The organism is Clostridium sp. (assembly GCF_036569345.1).
Lineage (GTDB): Bacteria > Bacillota > Clostridia > Clostridiales > Clostridiaceae > Clostridium_AD.
Map to the genome: position 1 here is coordinate 48,620 of NZ_DATCQT010000104.1, position 15,420 is coordinate 64,039.

Genomic DNA, 15,420 nt, shown 5'->3' on the forward strand with positions numbered 1-15,420 from the left:
ATTGAGGAGGTAACCATGGTTAAATATATTATTAAACGACTGCTTTTACTATTGCCAGTTATCATTGGAGTATCAATACTTGTTTTTTTGGTTATGCATTTGTTTACTACAGATCCAGCTGCAACAATTCTTGGTCAACATGCAAGTCAAAGTCAAATCATGGCATTAAGAGAACAACTTGGACTTAATAAGCCTATATATGTTCAATATTGGGATTTCTTAAGAGGAATACTTCATGGAAATTTGGGAGATTCACTTATGACAAAAACTCCAGTATGGGATGAAATAATGGCTCGGTTCCCAGCTACAATTGAACTTGCATTATCAGCTATTATATTTTCTTCTATTTTTGGAGTAATTATGGGGGTTATTTCTGCTATTAAACAAAACTCAATTATTGATTATATTTGTATGATAATATCCTTACTAGGTGTATCAATGCCTATATTTTGGTTAGGGTTGATTTTTATATTAGTTTTTGCGGTGCAGCTTCATTGGTTGCCAGTATCCGGAAGAATAGATATTGGTCTTGAACCAATTAAAATTACAGGGCTATATTTGTTTGATTCTTTAGCTTCTGGTAACATGCCTGCGTTTTATAGCGCTTTAAAGCATTTGATTATGCCAGCGGTAGCTCTTGGGTCAGCATCCACAGCTATTATTGCAAGAATGACTCGTTCTACCATGCTTGAAGTTGTGAGGCAGGATTATATAAGAACGGCCAGAGCAAAGGGCCTTTTAGAAAGACCAATTATTTTTGGACATGCACTTAAAAATGCTTTAATTCCAATAATAACAGTAATAGGACTTCAGCTAGGCTCATTGCTTGGTGGGGCAGTGCTAACAGAAACTGTATTTTCATGGCCAGGTGTTGGTAAATACGTAGTAGATGCAATTTTAGTCACAGATTATCCTGTGGTGCAAGGTACGGTTATGATGATGGCAGTAATTTTCGTGCTTGTTAATTTAATTGTGGATATAATTTATGCGTTTATAGATCCAAGAATTAAATATTCTTAAAGGAGTGATATAATTGAAAACTAAAAACCTAAATGAAATAGAACAAACGCAGTTGCAGCAAATTCCTAAAGAAGAATCAAAATTTGGAAATGCATGGTATATGCTTAAAAAAAATAAAGCAGCTCTAGTAGGGCTTATAATTATAATAATACTTTTGTTTGTTGCCATTTTCGGACAATTTATCATGCCATATAAACCTAACATAGGAGAACTATCACAAAGTCTTCAAAAACCATCTATGGCTCACTGGTTTGGAACAGATGAACAGGGTCGCGATATTTTAAGTAGAATAATAGATGGTACTAAAATATCATTAAGAGTGGGTATTACAGCTGTTGCTGTAGCTCTATCTATAGGTATTGTTGTAGGATCTCTTGCAGGGTATTATGGTGGTAAGTTAGATATGTTAATTATGAGGTTTATGGATATTATGCTTGCATTTCCTTCATTATTACTCGCAATTGCATTCATGAGTGTTTTAGGAAAAGGTATAGATAACGCTATAATTGCAATAAGTATTGTTACCATTCCTGAATACGCGAGAATTGTTCGCGGATCTATATTGTCAATTAAAGATAGTGAATATGTTCAAGCTGCAAGGGTTATTGGAAATAGTGATGCAGCTATAATATTTAAACACATATTGCCCAATGTAATTTCACCTATAATCGTTCGCGCGACGCTTGGAGTATCCAACGCTATTTTAGATACGGCGGCTCTTGGATTTTTGGGACTGGGAGTTCAACCTCCACAAGCAGAATGGGGAAGTATGCTAGGGGCAGGACGTGGATATTTTTATAATGCTTCTCATATAATTCTTTTCCCTGGTATTGCTATAACTATAACTGTACTTGCTTTCAATCTATTTGGTGATGGACTCAGGGACGCTTTGGATCCAAAACTTCATCAGTAAGGGGGATAACATAATGTTACTAGAAGTTAAAAATTTACAAACTCAATTTAGGGTTAAAGGTGGACTTGTAAATGCAGTAGATGGTGTCAATTTTGAAGTGGATAAAGGGGAAATATTAGCAATTGTAGGCGAATCTGGTTCAGGTAAAAGTGTTACTTCACTATCTGTTTTAAGCCTTATACCGAGTCCACCAGGTGAAATTATAGGTGGAGAAATTCTATTTAAAGGTGAAGATTTGTTAAAAAAAAGCAAGAAAGAAATGCAAGATATAAGAGGGGATAAAATATCTATGATATTTCAAGAACCTATGACTTCTTTAAATCCTGTAATTACTATAGGAAAGCAAATAGCAGAAACTATAATTAGACATAAAAAATTAACAAAGAAAGAAGCTAACTTGCAGGCGGTTAAGATGCTTGAACTAGTAGGGATTCCAACTCCAGAGAAGAAAATAAATGATTATCCTCATCAATTAAGTGGTGGCATGAGGCAAAGAGTAATGATTGCTATAGCACTATCTTGTAATCCTGAATTACTTATTGCAGATGAACCTACAACTGCTCTTGATGTTACTATACAAGCTCAAATATTGGAATTACTTATAAACTTAAAAGATAAACTTAATACTGCAATTCTTTTAATTACGCATGATCTTGGTGTAGTGGCAGAGACTGCAGATAAGGTTGTAGTAATGTATTGTGGTAAGATCGTTGAAAAAGCAACTTCACTTCAGCTTTTCGAGGCGCCGTTACATCCATATACTCAAGGTTTATTACTTTCCATACCAAAGGTGGATGAGAAGGTAGATCAATTATTTATGATTCCCGGAATGGTACCTAACCCTTTGAATATGCCAAAGGGATGCTCATTTAGTGATAGGTGTAGTAAATGCATGGACATTTGCACACAAAGTGTACCAGAACTTGTGGAATATGAAGGTAGAAAAGTTAGCTGTTTTTTATACAGTGATAAACTGGAAGGGCAGGTGTAAATATGGAACCATTATTAGAAGTTAAAGATTTGAAAAAGTATTTTCCTGTGCAATCTGGTGTATTTGGTAAAACTACAGATTTTGTTAAGGCTGTTGATGGTGTATCGTTTAATATTTTTAAGGGTGAAACTTTAGGTTTAGTTGGAGAGTCAGGTTGTGGTAAATCAACTACTGGTAAAATGCTTGTAAATTTGATGGCACCAACATCTGGTCAAGTTATATTTGAAGGACACGACATAGCTAAGTTATCCAAAAAAGATCAAAAAAATATGAGGAAAAACATTCAAATTATATTTCAAGATCCATACTCTTCTCTTAACCCAAGGATGAGCATTGGAGACATAATAGCAGAGCCTATGAAGGTAAACAAAACAGAAAAAAAAGAAAATATAGAAAAAAGGGTTTTATCTCTTTTAAATTGTGTTGGACTTGCTAGTTTTCATAAAAATAGGTATCCACATGAGTTTAGTGGCGGGCAAAGACAAAGGGTTGGTATAGCAAGGGCTCTTTCTCTAAATCCTAAGCTTATAGTTTGTGATGAAGCAGTATCAGCATTAGATGTTTCTATACAGGCTCAGGTATTAAATTTGCTTCATGATCTGCAAAAGGAATTTGATTTAACCTATCTATTCATTGCGCATGGACTAAATGTAGTTAAACATGTAAGCACAAGGGTTGGTGTAATGTATCTAGGGAAGATGGTTGAACTTGCGGATGGAGATATACTCTATAATCAGCCTAGACATCCATATTCACAAGCGTTGTTATCAGCTATTCCAATTCCGGATCCAACTAAGAAGAAAAGTAGAATAATATTAAAAGGTGATGTCCCAAGTCCAATTAATCCACCCTCTGGATGCAGTTTTCATACTAGATGCTTTAAGTGCACAGAAAAATGCACTAAAGAGGAACCTAAGTTTGAAGATATAGGTGGAGGTCATAGAGTAGCGTGCTGGAACTTGTAAATTATAAAAAATAGACAATTTTATGTTGTCTATTTTTTTATGATTTCTAGTTTCATTACGTCTGTTTCAGGAATATTTACGCTAGAAGAGATTATTACATAATCTTGTTTAGATTTGTAAATATACTCAATGTTATCACTTAATACATCTATATCTCTTAATAAAGACTTATCTGAAGTAAGATTAAATAAAAATAACCCATTTATTTTTCTATCTAAATCCCAAGGTTTTCCTGAACCTAAATGATCAACTAAAGACCTGGATTTTGTGTTAGTTTAACTTTATAATTTTGTTAATATTTTTGAATCAGCGTTAATATCTTTTCCTTCTTCTATTAGAATAATATCTTCTCCATTTCCTAAACAAACATTACTTCTTATATTAACATTGCTTTCTATAGTAGCTTTATTTATAATCACATTATTTTGTGCCTTTAGATAAAAGCAATAATACCCCACATAAGTAAAAAGCTTATTACAATTGTAAAATTATTGACAGTTCCTACAAACTTAGTATCGTATCCAAATTCTACTGAGTAAGGAATTACTGTAAAACTGATTGGTAATATAAAACCAATTAACATGGTTATTTTAAACATTGGATCTAAAGGTACTAAGTTATAAAGAAGTATACCCACTCCAAGTCCAACCATGTATCTTAAAGCAATTATCTTGGCCATATTTTTCAAATAAACTTTCTTAAAGGAAAAACTGAGATATAATCCAAGTGCCAACAATGCAAGGGGCATATTTGCTTTAGATAGAACCCCCGTAATTTCAATAATCGGTTTTGGAATGTTAAGGCCCAAAAGATTAATCGTTAATGTAATAATATATGTAAGGAAAGGTATTGATTGTAACGTTTTAGAAAAAATATTCTTGTAGCTGATTTCCCCTTTGCTACTTGAATAGATGCTTGCAACAATATAACAAACAGCGAAAACAATAAAGGAATTACCCATATCAAACATCCCAAAATATTTAAGCCCTGACCTGCCCCAAATTGACTCTACTAAAGGATATGCAAAAAGTCCAACATTGAAGGAAGGAACTAGCATTGATAGCATTCCCTTGTCACGTCTGGATTCTCCCTTGAATACGATGAGGGCTACTATCGTCATCATTAACCCGTAGACTAAGCAGAATATGGGAACGAGTAGTAGGTTTTTGTCTATTTCCATAGTGCTAAAAACATTTATTACAATAGAGGGAAGTGTAACATTAAAAATTAATCTAGAAATCACTTCTCCATCGCTTTCCTTTAAAATCCCTACTTTCTTCAGAAAGTATCCTAATAAAATAATACTTAATGATATTGCAAACTGAGAGTTAATAGTATTCATTTGTTATCTCCTTGTGATGATAATTCGGCCATAATATTTAATATTATAGCATGGGATTAAATAAAAAAACATCATAAATATATAGTTATAGAAGGCAATATTTTCATAGTGAATTAATTAATGATGCTTAAACGTTTTATCTCGTTATTTTTACCATTTAGCGATGTAGTTAAAAGGGGAAATGCCAGGGAAAAATTATGGCCTTCTGAAGAATGGTTGCACGGACGTATTGAAGGTCAAGTTTTTATAAATAAGTTATGTATAAACCTGAGGTCAGAATTGATAAATGCAGGATATAATAGTCTAGTGCCTGCTTTGGATGAAAGATTCTGGGCACAAACTGAGTTGAATGAGGCATCAAAGCATTCCAAAGTATCATTTACAAGCACTTGGTCTGAAAGACATGTGGCCTTTGTATGTGGACTTGGAACATTTGGACTTTCTAAAGGATTAATAACATCAAAAGGGAGATTTGGTAGTATCATCACAGAATTATATTTGTCACCTGACAAAAGAGAGTATGAAAACATTTATGAGTATTGTTCAATGTGCGGTGCATGTGTAAAAAAATGCCCGGTCAATGCAATATCCATAGCAAAAGGTAAAAATCACATGATATGTTCTAAATTTTTGAATAAAACATCTAAAAAATATAAGCCTAGATATGGATGTGGAAAATGTCAGATAGGTGTACCTTGTGAAAGTAGAATACCTATTAGGGAGAATATATAAAAATTATATACAATCAGCCCCTGTAGCAGTATTTAAAAATAATGCCTGCTTATGCAGTTTTCCTCTATTCCATTTTATGATATTTTCTGTTAAAATCATGGTATGATTATTAAAATATGATAGAAAATGTTTTAGGAGGAAAAATATGAAAAATAAAGAACTCTTGAAAATAACAGATGTTTTAGATATCGAATTACTTCAAAGTTTTCAAGATAATGTTGCAAAAAGCATGGATATTGCAAGCATTATTGTAGATATAAATGGCAACCCTGTTACAAAACCTTCTATGTATACAAATGTATGTACAAATTTTATACATAATTCGGTATTGGGGGATAATAGATGCGCAGAATCTCATCGAAAATGTGGAGAGGTTGCTGCAAAAACGGGTAAACCATACATCGCTAAGTGTCATGCAGGTTTATTAGATTTTGCAGCTCCAATTGTAGTAGATGGAGAGCATATCGGAACTATCTTGGGGGGACAAGTTTTAATAAGGAAACCATTAGTTTCAGATTTCAAAAATACAATAAAAGAACTAAAACTTAGTGAAAAGGAATTTCTTGTAGCACTTAGGGAAGTTAATATTATAAAAGAGCAAAAATTGGAATCAGCAGTAGAAGCTATATTTGTTATTGCAAATTCCATTTCAAAAATAGGCTATGGAGAACTAAAATTAAAAATAGATGCAAAAAGATTGGAAAAAAGTATTTTAGACCAGAACAAATTATTAGATGAAGCTAAAAAATATAATACGAATCAAGCAAATATGTTTTCTTCTATGTCTCATGAATTAAAAACTCCACTTAATATTATTTTTAGCGCATTGCAACTACTAGAAAGTAAATATGATAATAAGTCAGCAGTTCCAGATTATGGAATGTTTTCTAAATATTCAAAAGTAATGAAGCAAAATTGTTATAGATTGATAAGGCTTATTAACAATCTAATTGATATGAATAAGATTGAACTTGGTTTTTATAAATTAAAATTGATTAATAAAAATATTATAAAGACTATTGAAGACATCACTCTATCTGTAGTTTATTATGCAAAACTTAAAAAAATAACTATAGTATTTGATACAGATATAGAAGAAAAAATAACAGCTTTTGATTCAGAAAAGTTTGAAAGAATAATGCTGAATATATTATCAAATGCAATTAAATTTACTGAAGCTGAAGGTATAATAAGAGTAAATATTTACGATAAGGGAAACTATATACTTCTAAGGGTAAAGGATACAGGGAGTGGAATACCACAGAATATGTTAAACAAAATTTTTGATACGTATACCCAGGTTGATGATTCTTTAAGGGGGAATGTGGAAGGCAGTGGAATAGGATTATCATTAGTAAAATCCTTAGTAGAAATGCATGGAGGAGAAGTAAGTGTTGAAAGTGAAATAGGTGTTGGAAGTGAATTTACCATAAAATTACCTATTAGGCTCATAGAATCTGAGATATTCCCCAAAAGCGAAAACTGTAACATGAATGATCCTATAGAGAAAATCAAAATTGAATTTTCAGATATATATTTTTAGACATTTTATAAAAATATAGTTATATTGACTTATTAATTACTTAAAAATAGCTATGTTTAAACATTAACATATAAAAGATAATTAAAAACTTTAAATTAGGAGTGAAGCGAATGGCTATTGATGTTTATATTAATTTTAATGGAAACTGTCGTGAAGCAGTAGAGTTTTACGCACAGGTTTTTGAAACAGAAAAACCACAAATTATGACTTTTGGGGATACACCACCAAACCCTCAATTTCTTCTTCCAGAGGAAGCTAAAAAATTAGTAATGCATGCACTACTTAATATTAGTGGAAGCAATGTTATGTTTTCAGATGTTTTTCCCGGTAGTCCTTTTGTTGTAGGAAATAACATAAGCCTTGTGATAGGTAGTAAGAATATGGATGAAATTAAATCTTTATTCAACAAACTAAAAGAGGGTGGCGTAATAGTAATGGACCTTCAAGAAACATTCTTTAGCAAATGTTATGGTAGCCTTACAGATAAGTTTGGAATTGGATGGCAATTTAGCTATGACAATGGAGAAATGGAATTGTAATTTTCAAGTGATTGTTTAACAAAAAAGGATGTAGGACTTTCTCATAAAGAAAAAGGTTCTATATCCTTTTTGCATCTACTACTATTAAACATCTAACACATAACAATAGTGGAGAATAGAGATTTGACTTTTAATTTTAAATACTTGAAAGAATAATGAAAAAGATGTTGACGTTATTACTAGTTAGTAGTATATTATAAACATGGATAATAAAAAAAATACTTACGGAAAATCTACACATTTAAATTTAAAAGCATTAATAGCATTAAGTAGATGTACTCAGAATGTTCATAAAAGAGAATATAAAACTATTAAAGAAGGTGGGTTAACAGTCTCTCAGTTTGCAGTACTTGAGATACTATATCATAAAGGTGATCTAAGAGTAAGTGAAATAATAGATAAAATCCTTTCTACTGGTGGGAATATGACTGTTGTTATAGATAATCTAGTTAAGGGAAATCTTGTTAAGAGATGTACTGATCCAAAAGATAGACGAGTTAACTTGATAAGTATTACTATTGATGGAAGAACTCTCATAAGTAAAATATTTCCAAAACATATAGAAAATATAAATGAAATCTTCAGTAACTTAACATCAGAGGAGAAGATAAATTTAATAAGTTTATTGAAAAAATTATCAGGTGTATAAATTAACTTAAGTTTATACTTAAATAAAAAGGGATGTTTAAACTTCTATTTGTAAATAATAAAGAAAAATATAAAATTGGAGGAATAATAATATGAAAAAAGATTTTTACACTGCAGTGGCAGACAGACGTACAATATATGGAATTAGTAAAGAAAAAGTAACAACAGATGAGGTAATTAAAGAAGTTATTGAAAAAGCTGTGAAGAATACACCATCAGCATTTAATTCTCAAGGTACAAGAGTAGTTTTATTATTAGAAAAACAACACGATAAATTATGGGATATTACAAAAGAAACTTTAAGGAAGATAGTTCCTATTGATAAATTTGCACCTACTGAGGATAAAATAAATTCATTCCGTAATGGGTATGGTACAGTTTTATTCTTTGAAGATACTAGTGTAATTGAATCCCTTCAAAGTCAATTTGCTCTTTACAAGGATAATTTTCCAGTTTGGGCTCAGCAAACAAGTGGAATGCACCAATATGTTGTATGGACATCATTAGAAATTGAAGGATTTGGTGCATCACTACAACACTATAATGAACTAATTGAAACTCAGGTAAAAAAAGAATGGAACTTACAAGATAGTTGGAAACTTATCGCACAAATGCCATTTGGTAAACCAACTGCTTTACCTGACGAAAAACAAGTTCAACCATTAGAGGAACGTATTAAGATATTTAAATAATATACACCTTAGCAGGTTAACATAGTGGTCACCACGACCCTATTGAGTTAAACATAAAAATGGAAAATACCCTTAATCGTAAAACACGATTAAGGGTATCTTTATTTATGTGATTTTATTTCATTTTCAGTTAAAAAATCAACGTAGGCATTTAAAATTTCATCTTCGGCTGAGCAGCTTTGCTTATAATACCAGTCTTTAACAGTTTTATCGATTTCTGCATCTGTGCCCTGTGGCTTGTAAGGGTATACAACAATAAGCTTTTTTGTTTCTTTATTTCTTAAACCAACTTTATCAACACTTGCAAAATTTTTCATAATAATTTATCTCCTTTTGACTGTGAATATTTCTTATTTTTTTTTGAGTAATATTGTAATACTAATAATACACAAAATATTTTGAAATTGCAAATATTTTAAATTAAAATTATGTAATTACTATTTTGTTGAGCAAAAATATAAACTTGTATAATTAGATTGCAAAATAAATATTGAACAACCACATAATAGTGTGTATAATTAGTTGTTGTACCAATTATTGTTACAACAAGTTTAACAGATGGAGTTGATAGAAATTGTTTGAATCTTATGATCAAGATATTGGAATGCTAACAAACAAAATCAATAAAAAACTAATACATTACCTAAATACTAAACTGGTAAAGTTTGATATTACAACTGAACAATGGGCAGTATTAATGAAATTATCTAAACAAAACAAAATAAGTCAAAAACATTTAGCAGAAATTTCAACTAAAGATCAGTCTACTTTAACTAGAATAATTGACATACTTGAGAGAAAAAAATTTATTCAAAGGCATCAGAGTAAGGAAGACAGACGTTCTATTGTTATACATATAACAGAGGATGGTCTAATTACTTGCAAAAAAGTTGCTCCGTTTTTAGAGGAAATATTCTATGATGTTCTAAAGGGAATATCTGATGAGAAACTAAAAATATTTAATGAAGTTTTTTTACAGATTGATGAAAATATAGACAATTTAAAGTAAGACAGGAGGAATTAATTTGAAAGCGACAATTCAATCAAGTTCAACAAAACTATGGACTAAAAGCTATATACTAATGCTTTTTGCAAATTTATTTATATATTTAGGGTTTTATATGCTCACACCAACCCTGCCTGCATATGCAAAAGCCATTGGAGGAAGTAATCTTGAAGCAAGTCTAGTTGTTAGCATATTTTCAATAACATCATTGTTAATCAGACTATTTACAGGTAGTATTATGGATAAAGTTGAAATTAAGCCATTGCTTTTGATAGGTTCAATAATCCTTGCAGGTAGCACATTATCATTTATTTGGCTTCCTTTAGATGCAATAATATTTGTGCGTATCATTCAAGGTATAGGGTGGGGACTAGCGTCAACTGGTGCAGCTGCAATTTTTTCGGATATTATACCGGTGGAAAAACGTGGTGAAGGGATGGGTTATTACTCACTTTCAATGATAATATCTATGGCGTTATCCCCTATGGTTGCAATAATAATAATGAATTTATATAGTTTTAAAAATATTGCTATTACATCAATAGCCTTAGTAGTTATGGGTGTCCTATTTCTTAGCCAGGTTAAAATACCTAAAAAAGTTTTTGAAATCTCTAAATCAAAGAAAAAGTTTTCTTTGGTAGATTCCTTTGAAAAAAAAGCTGCACTACCATCTTTGTTATGTTTTCTTCTTGTAATTACATTGTGTGGGATTATGAGTTATATAATGTTATATGGGATGGAATTGAAAATAACTTCCATTTGGATTTATTTTGTTGGATTTATAGCAATAATATTAATAACTAGACCTATTTTTGGAAAGATATTTGATAAAAAAGGACACGTTGAAGTAATAATTTTTGGCTCAATTTCGATAATTATAGGACTTATACTATTGTCATATGCAAAGTCTATCCCATCACTCATAATGGCTTCTTTATTTTATGGTCTTGGATACGGGGCCGTGCAACCATCTCTGCAGGCCTGGGCGGTAAATCGTTCACCAGACAACCGAAAAGGAGCCGCTAATGGGACTTTCTTATCTTCCATGGATTTAGCATATACAGTTGGTTCAATTCTTTTGGCTTCTATTGCTGGTTATAAAGGTTATGCAGTTATGTATAGATTTTCTTCTATATTTATAGTTTTACTTTTAATAATATACGTTAGCAACCTTGTTAAGATCAATATTAACAGAAAACAAGACTTAAGTGCAGAGGAAGAAGAAGTAGCATAAATATATAAATTCAATATTTTCTGACAATTCTACTTGCTAATTAATATGAGATAATGTAATATCTCTATAAATAGTAATAATGGAGGAGTAACATGGATTTATCAACTATTTTTCTAATATTTATGTATGTAATTAATATTGCATTTGTTTTAACATTGATTTTTGTGAAACGAAGCGATACGAGAGTAATATTTGCTTGGTTATTATTATTTTATTTTCTACCTTACGTCGGTTTTATTCTTTATTTCTTTATTGGTAGTAAATATAAAATGCGTGTTATGTCAAAAAAATATGGTATGAGTGAAATCGAAGAAAAGTACAATAAAGTACTGGATAAACAAATTCATGATATTGCTGCGGATAAAATACAGTTTAAAGAAGTAGAAACTGAAAAATACACAGATTTGATAACTATGAACTCAAGAAATGCAATGGCCTATTTTACTCAAAATAATAATGTGGAGCTTTTAATAAGTGCTCAGGAAAATTTTTCTCGAATTTTTGAAGATATTAAAAATGCAACGAAAAGTATTGAAGTGATGTATTATATTTTTAAATCAAAAGATAATGTTGGTAAAGAATTCATTCGTATTTTAAAAGAAAAGTCAAGTCAGGGAGTAAAAGTGACTCTAATATATGATGGTATTGGTTCTTTACATACTCATATGAGTGATTTTAAAGAGTTAAAAGAATCAGGTGGTCAAGTGTACAGATTTTTGCCGTCAATGGTAAAAAGTTTTTTGCTTATTAATTACAGATTACACAGGAAAATAGTTATTGTTGATGGAAAAATCGCTCATACTGGTGGAATTAATGTGGGAGACGAATACTTTGGTTTGAAAAAGATAAATAAACCATGGAGGGATACAACAATTCGGTTGACTGGTAATTGTGTACTCTCACTTCAAACAAGATTTTGGACTGACTTGGTTTTCTTGCAAAATCAAAACTTTAGAAAGAAAAATAGAGCTAAATTGATGTTTGATGAAAAATTGTTAAAAAGTTTTTATAGTCCAATTCAAGATGGAAACCTAGGAGTACAAATACTCTCTAGTGGACCTAGTAGTCGAAATGACACTATAAAAGATGGATATGTTAAAATGATTACCACAGCAAAAAAATATTTATATATTCAGACACCATATTTTATTCCAGACAAAACTTTATTAGATGCCTTAAGGCTTGCTGCAGCTTGTGGTGTCGATGTTAGAATCATGCTTCCTGGTGTACCTGATAAAAAATCTATTTATGCTGTATCTTTATTAAACGCAGCGAAACTCTTAAAAGATGGTGTAAAGGTCTATTTGCATTCAGGTTTTCTACATGCAAAAACACTTGTTATAGATGATCACGTTTCAACAGTAGGAACTGCAAATATCGATATTAGAAGTTTTAGTCTTAATTATGAGATCAATGCATTTATTTATAATAATGAGTTTGCAATTAAATGTCGTGATACATTTTTAAATGATATCAAAGACTGTACAATATTCGATACTGAAACTTATTCGGAGCGAGGGTTGTGGAAAAAAATCTATGAATCTATTTGGCGGTTTATTGCTCCACTTGCTTAAAAAAGTTGGGTATGTAGGTATTATTGTAGAAAATTATTAATAATTATTTTGTGAGGTGTGATATTATGGATAACAACGAATTGAACGAATTTAAAGAGGCAATGCCTGGAAAATTAAGTAGTTTCATAGATCCTGAGCTATATCGTAAATATCAAGTTAAGCGAGGGCTTAGAGACCTTGATGGACGTGGAGTGCTTGTAGGTCTAACGGAAATTAGTCAAGTAAATTCTTTTATCATTAAAAATGATGAGATGGTTCCCGTTGCAGGGTCTTTAAAGTATAGAGGTATAGATATTGAAAATTTGGTAGACGGTTTTCTTAATGATAGACGATTTGGATTTGAAGAAACCTGTTATTTATTGCTTTTTGGTGATCTTCCTAATAAAGAAGAACTTAAAAACTTCATGGATTTACTTTCTAAATACCGAGTTCTTCCTGAGGATTTCGTACGAGATATGATATTAAAAATGCCAAGTAAAAATATAATGAATTCATTAGCAAGAAGTATATTAGCACTTTATAGCATAGACGACAAGGCTGAAGATACTTCTGTAAGCAATGTTTTGGAGCAATGTATAAGACTTATTGCTTGTTTTCCACTTATGGTGGTTTATGGTTACCATGCCCTATCACATTACCACAAAGATAACAATTTGATTATTCGTAGTCCAAGGCCGGATCTAAGTACTGCTGAAAACATTTTGTATATGCTCCGCGAAGATAGTAAATACACAAAACTAGAAGCTATATTACTTGACCTTGGCCTAGTGCTTCATGCAGAGCACGGTGGTGGCAATAACTCCACCTTTGTTACACATGTAGTAACATCCTCTGGTTCCGACACTTATTCAGTAATAGCCGCTGCTCTTGGTTCTTTAAAAGGGCCAAGACATGGAGGTGCAAACATAAAAGTTGTTGAGATGTTCGAAGATATGAAGGAAAAAGTTAGTAATTGGAAAGACGATGTGGAAATTGAAAAATATCTATTAAAAATACTAACTAAAGAGGCGTTTGATAAATCTGGACTAATATACGGAATGGGTCATGCAGTTTATTCTATATCTGACCCAAGAGCTGTAATTTTCAAAAAATATGTAGCAAAACTTGCTAAGGAAAAAGGGCTAGAGGATGAATACAACCTTTATGCAAGAGTAGAAGAATTAGCACCAAAAGTTATTGCTAGTGTACGAAAGATTTACAAAGGTGTAAGTGCTAACGTAGACTTCTACTCAGGCTTCGTATATAGAATGCTTGGTATACCAGAAGAGATGTACACTTCTATTTTTGCTATATCAAGAATAGTTGGCTGGAGTGCTCACAGGTTAGAGGAAATAACAAATGATGGTAAAATTATTAGACCTGCATATAAATGCGTTGCAGGAAGTAGTACTTATGTTCAATTAAGTGATAGATAGCAAGTAAAACCTATCAGCATACTATTTTATATTTTTAAGATGATACACTCACATACGTGGGTGTATCTTTATTTGTATAAGCACTAAAAGTTGTCATAAATAAAGTGAAATTGACATTTTATGCAGTAAATCTAAAAAATACTATAAACCGATGTCAGCAAGAAAGATAGAAGAATTAATGAAAACATTAAGAGGGGGATGCCTAAGAGTTTCTGAATTTACTAAATAAGGATACCATTTGGTATCCCTATTTTTATTGAATGATGTTTTCGCATATGGATTCTTAATTTAGTATTTCGAACAATCCCACCTTGAAATCTTATATCTGGATTGAATACTATGAGGGTCTTCAGCTATTTCAGGTAATTCATCGTCGTGAAGTTGCTTTTTTTCACAATCGCACTTAACTTTTATAATTTGTTTTTCATCATGTTTCTTTTCACAATCGCACTTAACTTTGTTATATTCTTCTTTATCATGGTTCTCTTCACAATCACACTTATCTTTGCTATCTTGTTTTTCATAATATTTTTTTGTACAAGCACATGTATCTTTATTATCCTGTCCTGCTTCATAACCACGCTGGTCTTCACAATTTTGTTTATCATCACACCAGTCATCAGGATGATAATTTGTTTCAATATTTGACATAATATCACTCCTTAGTTTTACTTAGTATATAATACGTAACTTAAATGAAAATGACACTATAAGTGAAAAATGAAAATAAAAACAGTTATTCACATATAAAGTAACGCTTTCTTTATTCTTTACATATTATGTAGAAGGTCTCAAGACCTTAATAA

The 15,420-nt window shown here is 31.3% G+C and carries 16 protein-coding genes and 1 pseudogene; 13 read left to right on the plus strand and 4 right to left on the minus strand.

The features are described 5' to 3' along the window. Window positions 1-15 precede the first annotated feature (15 nt). The 4 genes from VIM70_RS10415 to VIM70_RS10430 are packed head-to-tail and all read left to right on the plus strand — an operon-like array spanning window position 16 to window position 3,889. Complete coding sequence (locus VIM70_RS10415) at window positions 16-1,020, plus strand: ABC transporter permease (RefSeq protein WP_331945690.1); 1,005 nt, start codon at window positions 16-18, stop codon at window positions 1,018-1,020. 52 nt (window positions 1,021-1,072) lie between these two features. Continuing rightward, the gene (gene nikC / locus VIM70_RS10420; protein WP_331945725.1) at window positions 1,073-1,933 is read left to right on the plus strand and encodes a nickel transporter permease; all 861 of its coding nucleotides are present in this window, start codon (window positions 1,073-1,075) and stop codon (window positions 1,931-1,933) included. A gap of 13 nt (window positions 1,934-1,946) precedes the next feature. Beyond that, window positions 1,947-2,924, plus strand: coding sequence for an ABC transporter ATP-binding protein (locus VIM70_RS10425; RefSeq protein ID WP_331945691.1), 978 nt, complete (start codon window positions 1,947-1,949; stop codon window positions 2,922-2,924). 2 nt (window positions 2,925-2,926) lie between these two features. Beyond that, window positions 2,927-3,889 (plus strand): dipeptide ABC transporter ATP-binding protein, encoded by a 963-nt coding sequence (locus VIM70_RS10430; RefSeq protein ID WP_331945692.1) that lies wholly within the window; start codon window positions 2,927-2,929, stop codon window positions 3,887-3,889. Window positions 3,890-4,170: 281 nt separating this feature from the next. Here the strand turns inward: VIM70_RS10430 and VIM70_RS10435 are convergent, their stop codons facing one another. Next, window positions 4,171-4,308: a hypothetical protein gene (locus VIM70_RS10435; RefSeq protein ID WP_331945693.1), complete on the minus strand. Its 138-nt coding sequence runs from the start codon at window positions 4,306-4,308 to the stop codon at window positions 4,171-4,173. 14 nt (window positions 4,309-4,322) lie between these two features. Continuing rightward, the gene (locus VIM70_RS10440; protein WP_331945694.1) at window positions 4,323-5,231 is read right to left on the minus strand and encodes an AEC family transporter; all 909 of its coding nucleotides are present in this window, start codon (window positions 5,229-5,231) and stop codon (window positions 4,323-4,325) included. A gap of 129 nt (window positions 5,232-5,360) precedes the next feature. Here VIM70_RS10440 and VIM70_RS10445 point away from each other — a divergent pair. The 5 genes and pseudogenes from VIM70_RS10445 to VIM70_RS10465 all read left to right on the plus strand — a co-directional run. Further along, a pseudogene (locus tag VIM70_RS10445) lies at window positions 5,361-5,963 on the plus strand (4Fe-4S binding protein); the annotation flags it as partial. A gap of 145 nt (window positions 5,964-6,108) precedes the next feature. Then, window positions 6,109-7,506 carry a PocR ligand-binding domain-containing protein gene (locus VIM70_RS10450; RefSeq protein ID WP_331945695.1) on the plus strand — a complete coding sequence of 466 codons (1,398 nt, stop codon included), beginning with the start codon at window positions 6,109-6,111 and terminating at the stop codon, window positions 7,504-7,506. A gap of 110 nt (window positions 7,507-7,616) precedes the next feature. Then, on the plus strand, window positions 7,617-8,045 hold the full coding sequence (locus tag VIM70_RS10455) for a VOC family protein (protein WP_331945696.1): 429 nt from the start codon (window positions 7,617-7,619) through the stop codon (window positions 8,043-8,045). Window positions 8,046-8,247: 202 nt separating this feature from the next. Next, complete coding sequence (locus VIM70_RS10460) at window positions 8,248-8,694, plus strand: MarR family transcriptional regulator (RefSeq protein ID WP_331945697.1); 447 nt, start codon at window positions 8,248-8,250, stop codon at window positions 8,692-8,694. 91 nt (window positions 8,695-8,785) lie between these two features. Next, on the plus strand, window positions 8,786-9,385 hold the full coding sequence (locus VIM70_RS10465; protein WP_331945698.1) for a nitroreductase family protein: 600 nt from the start codon (window positions 8,786-8,788) through the stop codon (window positions 9,383-9,385). Between the two features lie 101 nt (window positions 9,386-9,486). Here VIM70_RS10465 and VIM70_RS10470 read toward each other — a convergent pair whose 3' ends face one another. Beyond that, complete coding sequence (locus VIM70_RS10470) at window positions 9,487-9,702, minus strand: hypothetical protein (RefSeq protein ID WP_331945699.1); 216 nt, start codon at window positions 9,700-9,702, stop codon at window positions 9,487-9,489. Window positions 9,703-9,959: 257 nt separating this feature from the next. On the opposite strand from VIM70_RS10470, the gene VIM70_RS10475 reads away from it, so the two are divergent. The 4 genes from VIM70_RS10475 (at window position 9,960) to VIM70_RS10490 (ending at window position 14,614) form a co-directional block, all read left to right on the plus strand. Then, the gene (locus VIM70_RS10475) at window positions 9,960-10,394 is read left to right on the plus strand and encodes a MarR family transcriptional regulator (protein ID WP_331945700.1); all 435 of its coding nucleotides are present in this window, start codon (window positions 9,960-9,962) and stop codon (window positions 10,392-10,394) included. A 73-nt stretch (window positions 10,395-10,467) separates the two neighbouring features. After that, complete coding sequence (locus tag VIM70_RS10480) at window positions 10,468-11,625, plus strand: MFS transporter (protein WP_414648705.1); 1,158 nt, start codon at window positions 10,468-10,470, stop codon at window positions 11,623-11,625. Window positions 11,626-11,717: 92 nt separating this feature from the next. Next, window positions 11,718-13,199, plus strand: coding sequence for a cardiolipin synthase (cls, locus tag VIM70_RS10485; RefSeq protein WP_331945702.1), 1,482 nt, complete (start codon window positions 11,718-11,720; stop codon window positions 13,197-13,199). A gap of 65 nt (window positions 13,200-13,264) precedes the next feature. Next, on the plus strand, window positions 13,265-14,614 hold the full coding sequence (locus VIM70_RS10490) for a citrate/2-methylcitrate synthase (RefSeq protein ID WP_331945703.1): 1,350 nt from the start codon (window positions 13,265-13,267) through the stop codon (window positions 14,612-14,614). A gap of 288 nt (window positions 14,615-14,902) precedes the next feature. Here VIM70_RS10490 and VIM70_RS10495 read toward each other — a convergent pair whose 3' ends face one another. Next, the gene (locus tag VIM70_RS10495) at window positions 14,903-15,265 is read right to left on the minus strand and encodes a hypothetical protein (protein WP_331945704.1); all 363 of its coding nucleotides are present in this window, start codon (window positions 15,263-15,265) and stop codon (window positions 14,903-14,905) included. Between the last annotated feature and the right edge of the window lie 155 nt (window positions 15,266-15,420).

Bases quoted from the DNA above. Each gene is read 5' to 3' on its own strand.
- VIM70_RS10480 (WP_414648705.1), top strand. From the start codon at position 10,468: ATGCTTTTTGCAAATTTATTTATATATTTAGGGTTTTATATGCTCACA.
- VIM70_RS10495 (WP_331945704.1), bottom strand. From the start codon at position 15,265: ATGTCAAATATTGAAACAAATTATCATCCTGATGACTGGTGTGATGAT.
- VIM70_RS10425 (WP_331945691.1), top strand. From the start codon at position 1,947: ATGTTACTAGAAGTTAAAAATTTACAAACTCAATTTAGGGTTAAAGGT.
- VIM70_RS10455 (WP_331945696.1), top strand. From the start codon at position 7,617: ATGGCTATTGATGTTTATATTAATTTTAATGGAAACTGTCGTGAAGCA.
- VIM70_RS10460 (WP_331945697.1), top strand. From the start codon at position 8,248: ATGGATAATAAAAAAAATACTTACGGAAAATCTACACATTTAAATTTA.
- VIM70_RS10440 (WP_331945694.1), bottom strand. From the start codon at position 5,231: ATGAATACTATTAACTCTCAGTTTGCAATATCATTAAGTATTATTTTA.
- VIM70_RS10430 (WP_331945692.1), top strand. From the start codon at position 2,927: ATGGAACCATTATTAGAAGTTAAAGATTTGAAAAAGTATTTTCCTGTG.
- cls (WP_331945702.1), top strand. From the start codon at position 11,718: ATGGATTTATCAACTATTTTTCTAATATTTATGTATGTAATTAATATT.
- VIM70_RS10490 (WP_331945703.1), top strand. From the start codon at position 13,265: ATGGATAACAACGAATTGAACGAATTTAAAGAGGCAATGCCTGGAAAA.
- VIM70_RS10470 (WP_331945699.1), bottom strand. From the start codon at position 9,702: ATGAAAAATTTTGCAAGTGTTGATAAAGTTGGTTTAAGAAATAAAGAA.
- VIM70_RS10450 (WP_331945695.1), top strand. From the start codon at position 6,109: ATGAAAAATAAAGAACTCTTGAAAATAACAGATGTTTTAGATATCGAA.
- VIM70_RS10415 (WP_331945690.1), top strand. From the start codon at position 16: ATGGTTAAATATATTATTAAACGACTGCTTTTACTATTGCCAGTTATC.
- VIM70_RS10465 (WP_331945698.1), top strand. From the start codon at position 8,786: ATGAAAAAAGATTTTTACACTGCAGTGGCAGACAGACGTACAATATAT.